A 14,890-nucleotide genomic window follows, 5' to 3' on the forward strand; every position below is an offset into this window, starting at 1 on the left:
CAGTTACTTAAATCTTGAGAGTACAAAAACAAAGAGAAAAAGATGAAAACGTTTGGTATTGTTTTACAGTTACTTAAATCTTGAGAGTACAAAAACTCTTCTTCGTGCTTATCTAGTCGTGTACTAGTTTTACAGTTACTTAAATCTTGAGAGTACAAAAACCGAGCAGTCCGCCAACTTTCCCGGAAGAGAGTTTTACAGTTACTTAAATCTTGAGAGTACAAAAACCTCAAATTAAAAAATTTTTTGATTTTTGTACCCTTACATTGATTATAAAGTCCTTTGATGAGCTTGTCAATCTTAATTTTTTAAAAAATTAATTAATAATTGAGTAGGTGGATTATAAGCAAAATGAATTTTCTTGTTGTAATGGTATAAACTGTTCATAATTTTCAAGGTTACCATATCTTGGATAGATAAACTCATATGTGTCACGTCTTTACTAAATAAATATGGTGAAATCTTTTGCAAAGAGACGATGAAATCATCTTCTGTAGGTACGTCGTTAGTAGGATATTGACCAATAAACCTTTCATACATAAAAGAAAATTCATAAAAATGTTCAACCAAATCAGAAACAATATTGACGTATTCCATATTCTCGCGATTCAAATAAAGATAGCCTTCATTTGACGGGAAAATAATGACACTAAAATTACTGTAATTGTCGGCCATCTCCTCTAGTTGCTCGCAACATTTTACAAATGAGCAATAATTCAAGTAATCGTCCATATTTCTGAGGACGAGCAAGATACGGTTGGTCTGGCCTTGAATCAACTGTTCTAGCATTTGCATAAAAATAATAAATTTCGTTTCATTTTCGACAAATTCAAACGATATATTCTTATCTTTGAACCCAAAATAAGGTAAAAAATTCTTAAGAATCAGCTGCTCAGTTGTAAAATACTGACTCTCTGTATGGTAATGTATACCTTCAATTTGAAAATTCAAACGTTCATTTACAATCATTGAAATTTGATCCAGCTTATCATTGATATAATCTATCTGTTCCATTATTTCAAGATTATCTAGTTTTGACTTCAGAAAATCAAACGCTACAGTCCCTTTTTTATAAGCCATTTGCTCGATTAAATCTTGGATATCTGAAATAGAAATAATCTTGTAATCTGTTCTTTTAAAAATTGTATTCTCTTCGGTAATTTCTGGTTCCATTTGTTCAAAAAGGTTCAAGTCTTCTACATTATACTTTTTACCGTTGAAATACCAAATTAAGAGCTGCCACATATAGTATTTTAATTGCTGATTATCTCCTACTATTTGAGTAAACGGGCCAAAATTAATAGATAAATTCTCTCTATAAGGATGTGTAAAATTCATTTTCATATAATCACCAGCTTATTATCACTTATTACTTCTTCTTGCTTGGTCTTCCCTCCGATAATCAAGACCATTTCTGAAAATTGCTTTTCTGTAACAGCTAGTAAACGGACATTGCCACTTGGTAAATTGCTTTGTTTCAGCTTTTTATAAAATTTACTGGCAAAACTTCTGTTTGGGCAAGTTCGATAATATACAGAAAACTGCAGCATTTCAAACCCATTGGCAATCAATTCTTTGCGAAAATTACGATAGGTTCGTTTTTCCTGATTGGTTTCCATTGGCAAGTCAAAGAAACATAATAATCTCATCGCTTCATACCTCATTACATACTCCATTCCAAACTAGAAACTATTGGACAGTAAAACTTTGTTGTATCCTTATCAGCAATACATTTGATAAAACCTTTTACATATTTGTCCATTGCAACTGTGACCGAGCAGGTTTCTTTGCCATATTTAATTTTTGCGTTCAGTAGATTTGTTAAAGCCAAGCGGAATTCATATTTTAAATATTCTTCATCTCTCAAATGTTCATAAACCCAAACATCAATAATTTGGCGGAAAGGTTCCATTAAATCATCCACCAGATTGAACTGGTTGTATTCATTTTTATGAAAAATTCCAATTAAAGCATTTAGTCCATATCCAGCAACGATTCGTGCCATCTGTGCTCGCATAATAGCGTATCCGTAATTCAACCCCGCATTAATGACATCTGATTCTCGCTGAGTTACACGGATAAACTTCTTTCCAAATAATTCATTGAAATAGACCTTAGCGGCATGTCCTTCTCGATTTGTCTTATCTCCTAGTTCAATATGATCCTTATAATCCGCTAACAATTGGATACAATCAAGATTTTTTTCAAACATTGCCAAAACATCCTGCTGATTATTGATTTTAAAATAGATAACAAGTTGCCAGAGCTTATCTTTTTGTTCCTGAGACCAGAGCAGTTGTTCTTGCAGTCGTTTATAGGCTCTAAAATGCCCGTTTTGAGAATGATAAATTCCCGTTGGTAAGTGTTCATTGTCACATACAATTAAGGCGATATTATACTTACTTAAAGCACTCAATAATCGAAGGGTAACGACAGTATCACCACCTTCAGCTACTATGATTGAAATATCACTTAAAGGGATTGTATACTCTTCTCCCATTTTCTTTATTAACAAATTGTCTAATTTCAGTCTCATCTTTTCACTTTGACAGATATGTACAATTCTCCACGTCATAAAAACTCCTTTACAACACGAAAACACCCCGTCATAGACAGGGTGTTGATTTCGGCATGAAGCCTTATCTTTGTAGCTTCTGCAAGATTTAAGTAACTGTGTAAGGCGTCCCTTACAGTCACTATTATAATACATTGCAAAAGCGTTTGCAACTCTTTTTTTAAAATTTTTTCTTAAAATTGAGCTGTGGCTGATCACCCTCTTTTTTAATGAAATATTTATTACCAAGAACATCTGTTTTGACTTTATAGATGGAGAGATTAGGCTTGTTTATCCCTTTGAGGCATTGACCACCTTTTGCAACGGTTCCTAACAAATTCATCAGCTGTTGATTTCCTTCAAATTTAGCTTTTTCATAAGGTTTTAACTCAACATAATGTTTTGAGGTATCGTTTCGCGAACCATACCTAAATAATTGCTGCTCTCCAGTTTCGGTGTCTTTTATCAAAATCAAATCGTTCTTATATAAAGTAAATTTAAATTCTGAATCCTCGTTCACTCCTTCTTTTGCTTTGACTTTATTATATTTTTCAGGTGAAATACCGTAGCTTCCACTCCCTTTTTCAAATCTTAAATCTGAGTATTTCAATCCCATCAATTCATATTTGGAAGTCCGGGGATTAAAATAAACATCTGTCCGCCAAGGCTTCAAGGACTGCAAAACAACCTGGTTCTGACTGTTTACAGGAGTAATATCAATATGATTACCAAGTTTATTATCATAATACTTAAGGATTTTAATCTCTGGGCCTTTGCCCTTTTTGCTGTATTTTCGAATAGGACCATTTTCTTGTCTGTACTTTTCAAAAGGATTGCAGGGAATTTCTTTACCCTTTTCGTTTAACTCTTTGTCAGGATAGGTTTTAAGAATTTCTTCAATAACTTTTTCAAAGGTCTGTGGATCTTTGTGATATATCAAGAACTGAGTTTCATCTTTATTATATCTCTTGATAAAATCTTCATAACCCTTTTGAGAATAGATATCCTTAATTTTTCCAAGTACATAAGTTTCCTCCTGCTTATCTTTCCCCAACTGAGCTTTTCTAGTTCCATAGATTGTAGCATCTGATATTTTTCGGTTATATTTAGAATCCACTTGATAAGAAAACAAGATACTGTCTTCAAACGATTTGCTCTTCAATGTATCTACAAAATAATCATATGGTGGTCTGAAAACAAGTTCTTTATATTCGTCATCTGTCAGTGAAAGAATCTCTCCCGTTTCAGGATCTACAAACTGCCCTTCTTTATAAGAAATCAAAGGATTATTCTGCTTTTTCCAGAGTCTTAACTGACTGGAGGCCGCAATGATGAGAGCATCTACTGCGTGGTGGTGATAGGTATCACGACTTTTTTCAATTTTCCACTTTCTTCTCAGCTGTGATGTAAATTGACCACGAACAACCGAAATTTTTGTATCGAAATCATTTGTTTTGTAAAATTCCTGCAAAGTATTTAGGACTACCCGTGATGAGTAACGTGTGTCCACGAGATTGCGCTCAATGAATTTTTGTTTTACTTCAATCTTGCTGATATCTTCTTCGGTCAGCAGATAGTCTTTTTTCTTATTACTTAAGCTTTTAGAATTCCGGACATATTGTTTGAACTCCCTGTAAGACCACGCATCATCCATACTATCTATAGCCTGGAATGGTGTTCTCTGTCCCTTTTCCTGATTAGCTGTTGCTAGCACCAGAACCTTATTGGCCAAGCCATCATCAAAAGAAAGTGAAAGCGGCAGAATATGATCAATTTCATACTGATGTGGATTATGAATTAAATCACGAATAGAGATATTCTTTCCCGTATAAAGGCAGCGTTCTCCCTGCTGGTGCCATAAACGAATCTTAGTAGCTAATTCCTTATGGCCATGAAAAATACTATCTGGTAACTCTTTTTTTCCATTGTATTGGAAAGCCGCTTTTTCCATAGAAGCATTTTTCTCATCTTGGTTTGCTTTTTGACGCTTGATATAATCTTTCTTTGCATCTTCTTCGTTATTTTCACGAGCCATTTCGATAACGATATTATCAAAAATACCATATCTTTTAGTTGCTTCATTGATTATCTTTATTGCCTGTCTGACAGACTTTGCTACTACAGGGTTATAGATTTCTTCTGTTAATTCTTTTTCATCTATGTATTTAGTTCGTTTTGAAATTTCTCTACTTCTCTGTTTACCTAGACGAGTCAAAATAGTCATTTGCTCCTCTGAAGTCTCATAAAGCTCCGAAATCAATTCATTCATTAACTTAAGAGAAAAATTATGCCAACCTTTTCCAAATACCGCACTGTTTTTCTTCCTAAACTGAATTAACTCATCAATCTGCTCTTTGGTAAATGTACTAGGCATTTTACTGTTAAGAGCTTCTAAAATACCTTCACTTTCTGTATTCAAGGTTAGAATGTGTGCTAAGTCGTCTAAGGTTTCTCTCGATAATGCATCTATATTCACCAGATCTAGTGTTCTCATTTTACGATAGGCGTCAAAAGTATGCATCTCCGGTTTATCAGATTTATCAATCCGATATCCTTTTATGTCATCAATAGAACCGTCTACTAACTTAGCAATATATTTCAGTAAAGTTGGAGTTCCTAAAGTTTTTGCAGTTCTAGCATACTCAACAATCTGCCGCTTTTGTTCTGGACTCAATTTTTTCGTTTCAGTTGGAACTGTTAAATTATTGAGGTCGTTGAGCAAATTAAATTCCTGCGCGGTATAAGACGCCTTTGCTGCTCGATATTCATCAGGATAAAAAGTACATTTTCCAATTAAAATACCGAAAATATTATCAAGAGTTGTGCCATCTGTCCGAAATCTTCCATAATCTGTTCTAGATTTTTCATTTCCAGGCCCATGATAATATTTTCTTTTGCCAGTCAAAATAGTTAAATAAGCTTCAATGAATTCATCTGAAATCCTCACATTGAATTCTTGTTGCCTTCTAAGAATTCGCTCTGCTTCTTTTTTGTAGGCTGAAGTAGAAAATACATTAATTAAACGATGATTCTCCCCATTTTCAACAACTGTAAAATCCCCACGAACTTGTCCGTATTTTTCAAAACGTTCCAACTGGATTTGTCCAGGCGTTTTGTCTGCAAGTAATTTTCTGTTTTCTTCAACTGCTTTTCCATACTCATTGGAAGCTGTTTCTCCATCTTCACTAGCATCGTCTAGATAGCTGATACCACGCCGTTTAATAATGTTTTTAAGCGCAATAAACAACTCTTCATTTGTTAATTCTTCGCTTAATCCCTTCACACGCAGAGCATAAGGATTTAAATTTAAAGGGATAGCAGAAAAATCTGTTATAAAACCGAATTCTTCAAAAAGGTTGTTTAAGCGAGCGCTGCGATGTTTCTTCCTTCGACCAAGTCTTCTTCCTTGTCTAAATCCCCGACGTTCTACATTGCTGTCTGCAGTTGCAGCTGGAAAAATTCTCGAATTAGCATGAATAATCTCGCCTGTTTCTTTATTTAAAATTCCCACTCCGACAGAAGCAATACCGATATCCAATCCTAAAACCAAACCGTTCATGATGCTCTCCTTTTTATAAAAATTTTGCTACAAATCACATTTAAAGCGCTATCATACACATTATAACATAATAATAAGTAAAATGTTTTAATATTTAAAAATATCTCAATCTCTACCGTTAATAACAAATACCATACATCATTTCCTGATTGTAAAAGATTTCAAAATACGCTACAATAGACAAAAATTCTTCTGTATGGGGACAGTTAAGATGATAAAACCTAAGTATCAATGTATTGTAGATCAGATTAGCCAAGATATTAAAAGCGGGAAATTGTCCAAGGGACAAAAGATTCCTTCTGTCCGTCAGCTGGCAGAATACTATCGCTGTAGCAAGGATACAGCTCAAAAGGCGCTAATGGAATTGAAATATCAAAAGTATATCTATGCGGTTCCTAAAAGTGGCTACTATGTGTTGGAAAATAGTCTGGAGGATCAGCAGGACATGGAGCTAACCGTCAGAGATGACCACTACCAAATTTATGAAGACTTTCGACTTTGTCTCAATGAAACGCTGATTGGACGTGAGAATTATCTTTTTAACTACTACTCGCAACAAGAGGGGCTAGAGGTTTTGCGACAATCTGTCCAGCAGCTGCTTCTAGATTCAGCTATCTACACCTCTGCTGATAGACTCGTTCTGACATCTGGTACCCAGCAAGCTCTTTATATTCTTTCGCAAATTGCCTTTCCAAATGAAAAATATGAAATTCTAGTTGAACAGCCTACCTATCATCGGATAAATGATTTGCTAACTGCCCAAAAACTTCCTTATCAAACAATTGAGCGAACTCCAGAAGGAATTGATTTAGGAGAATTGGAGAGGATTTTTCAATCTGGTCGTATCAAATTCTTCTATACTATCCCACGCTTTCATTATCCCTTGGGGCATTCTTACAGTCGAAAGGAGAAGGAAGAAATCATTCGTCTTGCTCGGCTTTATGATGTTTATATCATAGAAGATGATTATTTGGCTGACTTTGACAGCAAACGCGAACTGACCTTTCATTACTTGGACGACAGCCAGCATGTCATCTATATCAAATCTTTTTCTACTAGCCTCTTCCCTGCCCTTCGGATAACAGCTCTGCTATTTCCTCCAGCTATTCAGTCAACTTTTATCGCCTACAAAAAAGCAGTAGACTACGACAGCAATCTCATCATGCAGAAAGCTCTATCTCTTTATATTGACAATCTAATGTTTGAAAAAAATCGTCTTTCTCTTCTCAATCAACAAGAAAAAGAATTGACGAGAGCTAGAAAACTTTTAAGCCAAAATCAGCTCAAACTTTCCTACTTTATCAATAGAGATGGTATCTTACTAGATCTACGTGGACTTAAATCCGTCAGCTCCCTCAAACATAGCAATCTGCCATTGGATTTTTTTGAAGCAAGTTATATACAGGATTGTCCTTATCAATACGCAAAAATTAAATACGAGGATCTAGAAAAAACCTTAGAACGCTTAAATGAATATTTATAAGGGAGTGGGACAGAACTAAAAATCGAAAATTTTTAGTTCGTAGTCCCACCCCCGCAAGGGTGATTAGGTGCTCTTCTGAGCTTGAAAAGCGAATGAAGAGTCCAATCACCTACTGCGTTATTCTTTTATTACTAAATCTGATAGAAGCTGGGACACTTTTTGCACAGCCTTTTCTTTAACATATCACTCTTCTTTCATCATTCCAGCCTGCAATTGATACATTTTATAATAAGTACCCTTAAGCGCTAGAAGTTCTTCGTGTGTGCCAGATTCAATGATACGCCCCTGCTCCATGACATAAATACAGTTAGCGTCCTGAATGGTAGACAGACGGTGAGCAATGGCAATCGTCGTTCGTCCTTGGCGCATTTTTTTCAGCGAAGTTTGGATAAGTTCTTCGGTCTCTGAGTCAATATTAGCAGTTGCTTCGTCCAAAATCAAGATTTTGGGCTTACTAGCAATTGTTCTCGCAAAAGCCAATAGTTGTCTTTGTCCGCTTGAAAAAGTCGCACCTCGCTCGGTTACTGGACTGTCATATTCTGCAGGAAGCTGACTAATAAAGTCGTGAGCATCCACAAACTTAGCAGCTTCTACAATATCTTCTCGACTCATATTTTCCTGATACATTTGGATATTAGAAGCAATGGTACCGTGATAGAGGAAAGGATCTTGAAGAACTAAACCGATATTGCGACGCAGTTCAGCTTGGCTGTAATCCTTAATATTTTGATCATCAATTAAAATTTCTCCTCTTTCAAATTCATAAAATCGCAGAAAGAGATTGATAATCGAAGACTTGCCTGAGCCTGTCGCACCGACAAAGGCGATTGTTTCCCCCTGCTTGACTGAAAATGAAATATCTTTCAGAACATCACGCTTGCCGTCATAAGAAAAAGAAACATGACGAAATTCAATATTCCCAGCTGTAATTTCCAATGGAAGATTAGCTTGATTGGGCTCATAGTCTCTGCGGTCTATGATTGCGAAAACACGGTCTGCAGCCACCATAGATGTCTGTAAAACAGAGTAATTCTGCATCAAATCAATCAGAGGATTAAAAAGTTGATTGACATATTGTATAAAAGCATACATAACCCCTGCTGTCACTCCTGCAACCTGCCAAGTAAAGCCAAAGTAAGCTAAAATAACTGCATAAGCTAAAATTTTTAACAAAGACATAGCTGGACGCAGAAAAAGGCTATTGATATTGAGGTAGCGGACTGTATACTCCAAATGCTCGCCGTTAATCGTTTCAAATTCATTTATTAGACGCTTTTCCTGACTAAATGCCTGAATAATTCGCATTCCCTCAATACTTTCAGAAAGTTTGACATTCAAATCACTCAGTTTGCTTCGGACGAGTTTGAGGAGACGATTAGATAAGCGTTGATAAAGTAAAATGGAGCCCAGCATGACTGGTAAAAAAAGTACAATAAGTCCTGTCAAGCGCCAATTCAAGGTGCACATCGTCATTACTGTTACAACAAGAATAAAAATGGAACTTAGAAAACTTGAAAATATGCTACTAAACATATCTGCTACCGCTTGTGTATCATTCGTCAAACGGGAAACAATCGCTCCTGCAGCTATTTGATCAAAATAAGCCATACGTAGCCGCTCAATATTTTCAAAACTCTCCTGACGCAGATCGCGAACAATGCTATATGCCACACGGGCAAAAGAATACTGTCCCAAGAAAGTAAATAGTACCCTCAAAAGAAAGAGAGCATAATAGAGAATCAAAATATAAAATCCCGCCATAATCTGATGACGACTGATAAAATGGTCAATAAAATACCGGGCCAAAAGTGGCAAAGCTGTCGTCACCAAAGTTGTCGCAAAGATAAAAGCAAGTGCCAAAATGCTCACCCATTTATAACGCCACATATAAGTCAGAAGGCGATGAAAAGTTGTTTGTTTTTTCATGATTACTCCTCCTTCAGACTTTCTGCCAGTTGCTGGTTGTGATAAGTATGCGCATACCAACCGTTTTGAGCCATCAATTCTTGGTGAGTGCCACGCTCTTTAATGCGCCCATTTTCCATAACTAAGATCAAATCTGCATGAACAACTGCTGATAACCGATGAGCAGTAATAATCGTCGTCTTACCATCTCTTTCTTCCTTGAGATTTTCCAAAATCAAATGCTCTGTTTTAGCATCAACAGCAGACAAAGAATCATCCAAGATTAAAATATCTGGTTTCAGAACGAGCGCTCGACTCATGGCTAAACGTTGCTTTTGACCTCCTGAAAGCGATACTCCTCTCTCGCCGACAATTGTCTGAAAGCCTTCTGGCATGGCAATAATATCCTCATAAAGACCACAAAGTTTACTAGCTCGAATCACTTCGTCATCTGACAAGTCTGGATTTGCAAAACGAATATTGTTCGCAATCGACATTGCAAAAAGAATCTGTTCTTGTGGTACGTAACCAATCAAACTCCGCAAATCATTTAAGCTATAATCTCGAATATCATGATCATTCAGATAAATAGCACCTTCTTGAATATCCCGTTCTCGCATGAGCAGGCGTAATAGTGTTGTTTTGCCAGAACCTGTTTGTCCAACAATTCCTAGCGTCTGCCCTTTTTCTAATGCAAAATGAATATTGGATAAAGTGGCTGCTTTCTCATAAGAAAAATGCTGAATATCATAAAGCAAACGACCATTTTGTATAGGGAAAACGGGATTTTTGGCTTCTTTAACATCAGACTTCTCTGCTAACAATCGCTCAATCCGCTCATAAGAAACCATTCCTCTCTGGCTGATGTTAAAGAGATAACCCATCGCCTGCAAAGGCCATACCAGCATATCCAGATAAGTGATAAACGTCACTAACTCCCCAACTGTAAATTGCCCTCTAGAGATGAACATTCCCCCAAAAATCAAGGTTAACACATAAGATAAGCCAATAAAAATCAGAACCATAGGGTCAAAGAGAGAATTGTATTTAGCAGCGAGAATATTCTTCTCATAGACATCCTGATTTGTTCTAGCAAAAGAGTAACTTTCTGCTTTTTGATAGCCAAAAGACTTCGTCACTTTAATCCCCGAAACGCTTTCCTGTACCTTGTTATTCAAGTCAGAAAAGGCCTCCTGAGCCGCTTTAAAGCTCTCATGATTTTTTCGTCCAATTAAACTGATTCCCCAAGAAAGAAATGGCAATGGCAGAATAGCAATCAAAGTCAAGCGCCAGTCTAAAACAAAAAACATGGTCAGCAGCGTTACCAGTGCTGTGATTGATGCGTCTACCGCCGACATGACACCCCCACCTGCTACACTTACAACTGCATTAATGTCATTCGTTGCATGCGCCATCAAATCTCCTGTTCGATATTTTTGGTAAAAAGACGGTGCCATTTGGGTAAAGTGCTCAAAGAGTTGAGAACGCAAAAGTCGTCCCAAATGATTTGCCGTTCCAAAAATGTACAGCCTCCAAAGATATCGCAGACCATACATAATAAAGGCCGAAGCAACCAAAAGTAAAAGATTTAAAAGCAACTGGTCTGACGTTAGATTTCGGTTAGCAATACGGTCAATCACCACACCAATTACTCTAGGAGGAATTAAATTAAAAACACTAACCAAAGACAAGGCTAGAATTCCGATAATATAACGTTTTTTCTCCAGTTTGAAAAACCAGCCCAATTTTCTGATAAGATTCATACTCTCTCCTCTGCTATTACTGATTACCATTATACACTATTTTGTTGCATTATCTGTAAAGATAAAACGCAGCTAGCACAAACTAACCGTGTTCCTCATTTCTTTTGGGTCAATTCAAAGCTCTTATCCAAAAGGGAAAAAAGTTCTGTATCCGTCAAAGTATCATCCAAGGGCAGGCTCAGCCAATATTTTTTATTCATGTGAAATGCTGGGTAAATTCCTGCTTTCTTAAGCAAATCAGCTACTTGATTGTTTTTGACATTCAGCACTTCTATTTGACCAGTTTTGCCATTTTCAAACTTCGACCAGTCTATCGTCATAAAAATACCATACCATTTTTTAGTATCCTGATGTCGAAAAACACCAGCATGAAGATTGCTATTTTTTGAAGAATTCTCCCAGAGATATTCCAGTCGTCCGCCATAGGTCTTCGCTACATAATCCTGCAAGCGGCTGCTCTGTTCATAAAGAAAGCCAACTTCCTCAAAACAATTAGCTCGGATCATCAAAAAAATCTCCTGACAAGCTTCACGGACTTGACCGACAAATTCACCTGTCATAGTCCTCATTTTGACTTGCACGTATTCATCACCAGTCTCTTGGTCAAACACTTGATAGTCCAGCTTCTCACCCTGAAGTTTTAGCTGTAACAGAAAATCACCATTCATTATTTCCTGAGAATAAACAAACTCTTCTCCTCTTTTTTCAAAACCAAATACCTGTAATTTTTCTGGATTTGCTTGATATTTCTCAAATAAGTTTAACATGATCTTCACTTTCTAAAATACAATTTTGGTACCATGAAGTTGATTGACGCCGAGCTTTGCAACAATTTCATCACGATTATCAACCGTAATACCGCCTCCTGGTAAAATATCAATCCGACCAGCTGCATGATTTATCAATTCATATAACCAAGAAAAATGCTCTTGAATCGGCTCTTCTGCCAGTCCACCGTGAGTTAGAATCCGTTTCACGCTATGTTCCATTAGCCAGTCCATTTCACTAAATTGATGTTCTCTTGGAGTAGCGTCAAAAGCCATGTGAAAGACGACTTCCAGCCCTTGCGAGGCTTTTAATAATTTTTCCATTTTTGGATAATCAATTTTATTAGCAGTTGTCAAAACACCAAAAACAAGTCCGTGTGTCCCAGCGCTGCGCGCCATTTGAATGTCTTCTAGCATGATTTCCATTTCCAAGTCATTGTATACAAAGTCTCCCCCGCGTGGACGAATCATCGTCATAACGGTCACATTGTAAGATTTTGCTAGCTCAACAGCCGCCTTTATGACACCGTAACTAGGCGTTGTTCCGCCAACTGCTAGATTATCGCAAAGTTCAATTCGTCGAGCACCAGCCTGCATGGCTTTTTCCAAATTAGTCACATTTTCTGCACAAAATTCATAAATCATTTTTGACCTCTTCTATGTGAAAGTGTTTTCTTGTTGATTATAACATAATCACTATTTATTCTTCAAAATCTTTCGCGACTCGCTGGCACCAATCCAACCATTTTTTCCTATAATCCGACTCAGGCAAGATACGATTTTCTAAATCTTTTATCGTAAAAATTCCCATTTTTTCACAAGTTTGAAGGCAATAGTAATAAAAATCCCAATTCAAATCGTCCTCTTCTGCACAAACTGGAATCTCTTCAAAACCAGCTTGATAAGCTATAAATGCTCTGCTATGTCCATCAGTGAAAAAGATTTTATCTTTCCATCGCTTAATTGGTAAAGGCTTTAAAGCGTTTATGTCCTTTGTATCAAACCATGCCTGTACCTGCTCTAATTTCTTTTCAGAAAGATAAAATTGACTTGATTGAATAGCTGACAAAGAAAGCGTCAAATCCAAAGCATAGCGATGCCCATTTTCAGTCTTTTCCAAAGGATAAAACCCTACTAACTCAAACATCTTCTTAGAAGCTTCATTGTCATCATAGATTTCTTGAACATACAAGCGCTTATAACCCAACTTGCGTCCGCGTTCAACCAATGCCTGAACAACTGTCCTCCCGATTCCCTGACCACGATAAGCTGAATTGCCAATAACAATCGGCATGTCTTCTTGCCAAAAACTCACATCACCAATCGGCTGCCAACCTGCATTTGTCAAAACTTCAATAAAATACACTTCTCCACGCTGAGTAAGATAGTCATACATTTTCTTGATTCGTTGAAGCGTGTAAGGCTCTTGACTACCATCTATCAAATGAATCACCTCAGGGTCTTGATACCAAGAAAAGGCGAGATGAGCTTGTCCATCATACTTTCGCAAACGTAAGGAAGAATCAATGGAAATATACTCTGGTTGTTTCTTTACATTTATCATAATATTCTCCTCTTACTGACATTCTAACAGAAATGACACAGATTGTTTAGGAATTCTGTCCTATTCTATCAAAATTTTCTCTTGACATTATCTGAAAAAACAGTATACTATACTTGTGTATATACAGTAAAAAGGAGAAAATTATGAAACCTAAAACAAAAAATCAATTTATAACTCTTACAGCTCTCTTGACTGCACTAGCTATTGTTATTCCGATGGTTATGCCTGCAAAAATTATTATTCCACCTGCATCCTACACTTTGGCAAGCCATGTTCCCATCTTTTTAGCCATGTTTATCTCGCCGTTAATGGCTTTGATCGTTATTCTAGGATCTACTTTTGGTTTTTTAGTAGCTGGTTATCCCATTGTTATCGTTCTTCGTGCCCTGTCGCACCTATGCTTCGGCTTGGTAGGCGCTCTTTATCTAAAAAAATATCCTAAAACTTTAGATAAATCAATCCAGACTTGGATTCTTAATATTGTCCTTGCTTTTATTCATGCAATTGCTGAAGTCCTTGCTTGCCTCATCTTTTACGCCTCAACTTCTTTTCCAGCAAATATGTTTTATCTGCTTTTCATCCTTGTAGGAGTTGGAACTATCATTCATAGTATCGTTGATTTTATCATTGCACAATTTATCTATAAAGCTCTACAAAAAATCCGCTAAATCTTGAATATTTAACAGATTTATTCTACAATGAATTTATGATAAAACAAAGAAGAACAGATTTATTACAGCTTTTAAAAACTGCGGAAACTCCCTTAAATGGACAAATTTTAGCAGAGAAATTCCATGTTACTCGACAAATCATTGTACAAGACATTGCCGTTTTACGAGCAGATGGCGCCCCTATTATTAGTACAAATCGAGGTTATATTTACAAAACGAATGATAGTGCTAAATATTATCACCAGCTTTTTAAAGTTAAGCATACGATTGAAGATATTGAAGCGGAATTACTGGCAATTGTAGATAATGGTGGACGAGTTCAAAATATTATGGTAGAGCATCCCGTTTATGGGGAAATTCAGACCTATCTGAAATTAACTTGTCGCAGAGATGTTCAGCATTTCATTCAACAAATTCACGAGACCAATTTCCGCGGTTTATCTGAATTGACAGACGGTGTCCATTATCATCTAGTAGAAGCTGATTCGCAACAAGATTTAGACTACGTCGAAAAAGCACTAGAAAAATTGGGATTTTTATTATAAAATTCAAACATGATTTCTATATAGATTTCAAAAAAATAGAGCCTGAATGATCTGCACCCCAAAAATTAGACAGAAAAAA

The 14,890-nt window shown here is 36.4% G+C and carries 12 protein-coding genes and 1 CRISPR repeat array; of the genes, 3 read left to right on the forward strand and 9 right to left on the reverse strand.

Translation table 11 applies throughout. The features are described 5' to 3' along the window. Positions 1-228: a CRISPR direct-repeat array (repeat unit 30 nt; unit sequence CAGTTACTTAAATCTTGAGAGTACAAAAAC). A gap of 72 nt (positions 229-300) precedes the next feature. The 4 genes from csn2-St to cas9 all read right to left on the reverse strand — a co-directional run bounded on the left by csn2-St (position 301) and on the right by cas9 (position 6,113). After that, positions 301-1,344: a CRISPR-associated protein Csn2-St gene (gene csn2-St / locus HMPREF2634_RS06365; protein WP_021001657.1), complete on the reverse strand. Its 1,044-nt coding sequence runs from the start codon at positions 1,342-1,344 to the stop codon at positions 301-303. After that, positions 1,341-1,664: a CRISPR-associated endonuclease Cas2 gene (gene cas2, locus HMPREF2634_RS06370; protein ID WP_037590192.1), complete on the reverse strand. Its 324-nt coding sequence runs from the start codon at positions 1,662-1,664 to the stop codon at positions 1,341-1,343. Before cas2 ends, csn2-St begins: the two co-directional genes overlap by 4 nt. Continuing rightward, positions 1,664-2,575 (reverse strand): type II CRISPR-associated endonuclease Cas1, encoded by a 912-nt coding sequence (gene cas1, locus HMPREF2634_RS06375; RefSeq protein WP_003024648.1) that lies wholly within the window; start codon positions 2,573-2,575, stop codon positions 1,664-1,666. Before cas1 ends, cas2 begins: the two co-directional genes overlap by 1 nt. Before the next feature lie 160 nt (positions 2,576-2,735). Continuing rightward, a complete protein-coding gene (cas9, locus tag HMPREF2634_RS06380; protein ID WP_021001655.1) occupies positions 2,736-6,113 on the reverse strand; it encodes a type II CRISPR RNA-guided endonuclease Cas9 in 3,378 nt (1,125 codons plus the stop codon). A 196-nt stretch (positions 6,114-6,309) separates the two neighbouring features. Between cas9 and HMPREF2634_RS06385 the strand changes: the two genes are divergently transcribed. Beyond that, positions 6,310-7,596, forward strand: a complete 1,287-nt coding sequence (locus HMPREF2634_RS06385) for an aminotransferase-like domain-containing protein (protein ID WP_041784007.1) — start codon at positions 6,310-6,312, stop codon at positions 7,594-7,596. A gap of 183 nt (positions 7,597-7,779) precedes the next feature. Here the strand turns inward: HMPREF2634_RS06385 and HMPREF2634_RS06390 are convergent, their stop codons facing one another. The 5 genes from HMPREF2634_RS06390 to HMPREF2634_RS06410 all read right to left on the reverse strand — a co-directional run bounded on the left by HMPREF2634_RS06390 (position 7,780) and on the right by HMPREF2634_RS06410 (position 13,595). Then, positions 7,780-9,522, reverse strand: a complete 1,743-nt coding sequence (locus HMPREF2634_RS06390) for an ABC transporter ATP-binding protein (protein WP_057489649.1) — start codon at positions 9,520-9,522, stop codon at positions 7,780-7,782. A gap of 2 nt (positions 9,523-9,524) precedes the next feature. Continuing rightward, the gene (locus HMPREF2634_RS06395) at positions 9,525-11,264 is read right to left on the reverse strand and encodes an ABC transporter ATP-binding protein (protein WP_070836412.1); all 1,740 of its coding nucleotides are present in this window, start codon (positions 11,262-11,264) and stop codon (positions 9,525-9,527) included. A gap of 95 nt (positions 11,265-11,359) precedes the next feature. Next, a complete protein-coding gene (locus HMPREF2634_RS06400) occupies positions 11,360-12,031 on the reverse strand; it encodes an MmcQ/YjbR family DNA-binding protein (protein WP_057489647.1) in 672 nt (223 codons plus the stop codon). Positions 12,032-12,043: 12 nt separating this feature from the next. After that, positions 12,044-12,676, reverse strand: a complete 633-nt coding sequence (locus HMPREF2634_RS06405; RefSeq protein WP_057489646.1) for a copper homeostasis protein CutC — start codon at positions 12,674-12,676, stop codon at positions 12,044-12,046. 55 nt (positions 12,677-12,731) lie between these two features. After that, on the reverse strand, positions 12,732-13,595 hold the full coding sequence (locus tag HMPREF2634_RS06410; RefSeq protein WP_057489645.1) for a GNAT family N-acetyltransferase: 864 nt from the start codon (positions 13,593-13,595) through the stop codon (positions 12,732-12,734). 143 nt (positions 13,596-13,738) lie between these two features. On the opposite strand from HMPREF2634_RS06410, the gene HMPREF2634_RS06415 reads away from it, so the two are divergent. Next, on the forward strand, positions 13,739-14,263 hold the full coding sequence (locus HMPREF2634_RS06415; protein WP_057489644.1) for an ECF transporter S component: 525 nt from the start codon (positions 13,739-13,741) through the stop codon (positions 14,261-14,263). Positions 14,264-14,301: 38 nt separating this feature from the next. Beyond that, complete coding sequence (locus HMPREF2634_RS06420) at positions 14,302-14,811, forward strand: transcription repressor NadR (protein WP_003024679.1); 510 nt, start codon at positions 14,302-14,304, stop codon at positions 14,809-14,811. Positions 14,812-14,890: the final 79 nt, after the last annotated feature.

Source organism: Streptococcus sp. HMSC034B03 (assembly GCF_001838575.1).
Taxonomy (GTDB): domain Bacteria; phylum Bacillota; class Bacilli; order Lactobacillales; family Streptococcaceae; genus Streptococcus; species Streptococcus anginosus.

What these genes read in the sequence shown, in the direction of transcription:
- csn2-St (WP_021001657.1), bottom strand. Translation starts at nt 1,344, where the DNA reads ATGAAAATGAATTTTACACATCCTTATAGAGAGAATTTATCTATTAAT.
- cas2 (WP_037590192.1), bottom strand. Translation starts at nt 1,664, where the DNA reads ATGAGGTATGAAGCGATGAGATTATTATGTTTCTTTGACTTGCCAATG.
- cas1 (WP_003024648.1), bottom strand. Translation starts at nt 2,575, where the DNA reads ATGACGTGGAGAATTGTACATATCTGTCAAAGTGAAAAGATGAGACTG.
- cas9 (WP_021001655.1), bottom strand. Translation starts at nt 6,113, where the DNA reads ATGAACGGTTTGGTTTTAGGATTGGATATCGGTATTGCTTCTGTCGGA.
- HMPREF2634_RS06385 (WP_041784007.1), top strand. Translation starts at nt 6,310, where the DNA reads ATGGGGACAGTTAAGATGATAAAACCTAAGTATCAATGTATTGTAGAT.
- HMPREF2634_RS06390 (WP_057489649.1), bottom strand. Translation starts at nt 9,522, where the DNA reads ATGAAAAAACAAACAACTTTTCATCGCCTTCTGACTTATATGTGGCGT.
- HMPREF2634_RS06395 (WP_070836412.1), bottom strand. Translation starts at nt 11,264, where the DNA reads ATGAATCTTATCAGAAAATTGGGCTGGTTTTTCAAACTGGAGAAAAAA.
- HMPREF2634_RS06400 (WP_057489647.1), bottom strand. Translation starts at nt 12,031, where the DNA reads ATGTTAAACTTATTTGAGAAATATCAAGCAAATCCAGAAAAATTACAG.
- HMPREF2634_RS06405 (WP_057489646.1), bottom strand. Translation starts at nt 12,676, where the DNA reads ATGATTTATGAATTTTGTGCAGAAAATGTGACTAATTTGGAAAAAGCC.
- HMPREF2634_RS06410 (WP_057489645.1), bottom strand. Translation starts at nt 13,595, where the DNA reads ATGATAAATGTAAAGAAACAACCAGAGTATATTTCCATTGATTCTTCC.
- HMPREF2634_RS06415 (WP_057489644.1), top strand. Translation starts at nt 13,739, where the DNA reads ATGAAACCTAAAACAAAAAATCAATTTATAACTCTTACAGCTCTCTTG.
- HMPREF2634_RS06420 (WP_003024679.1), top strand. Translation starts at nt 14,302, where the DNA reads ATGATAAAACAAAGAAGAACAGATTTATTACAGCTTTTAAAAACTGCG.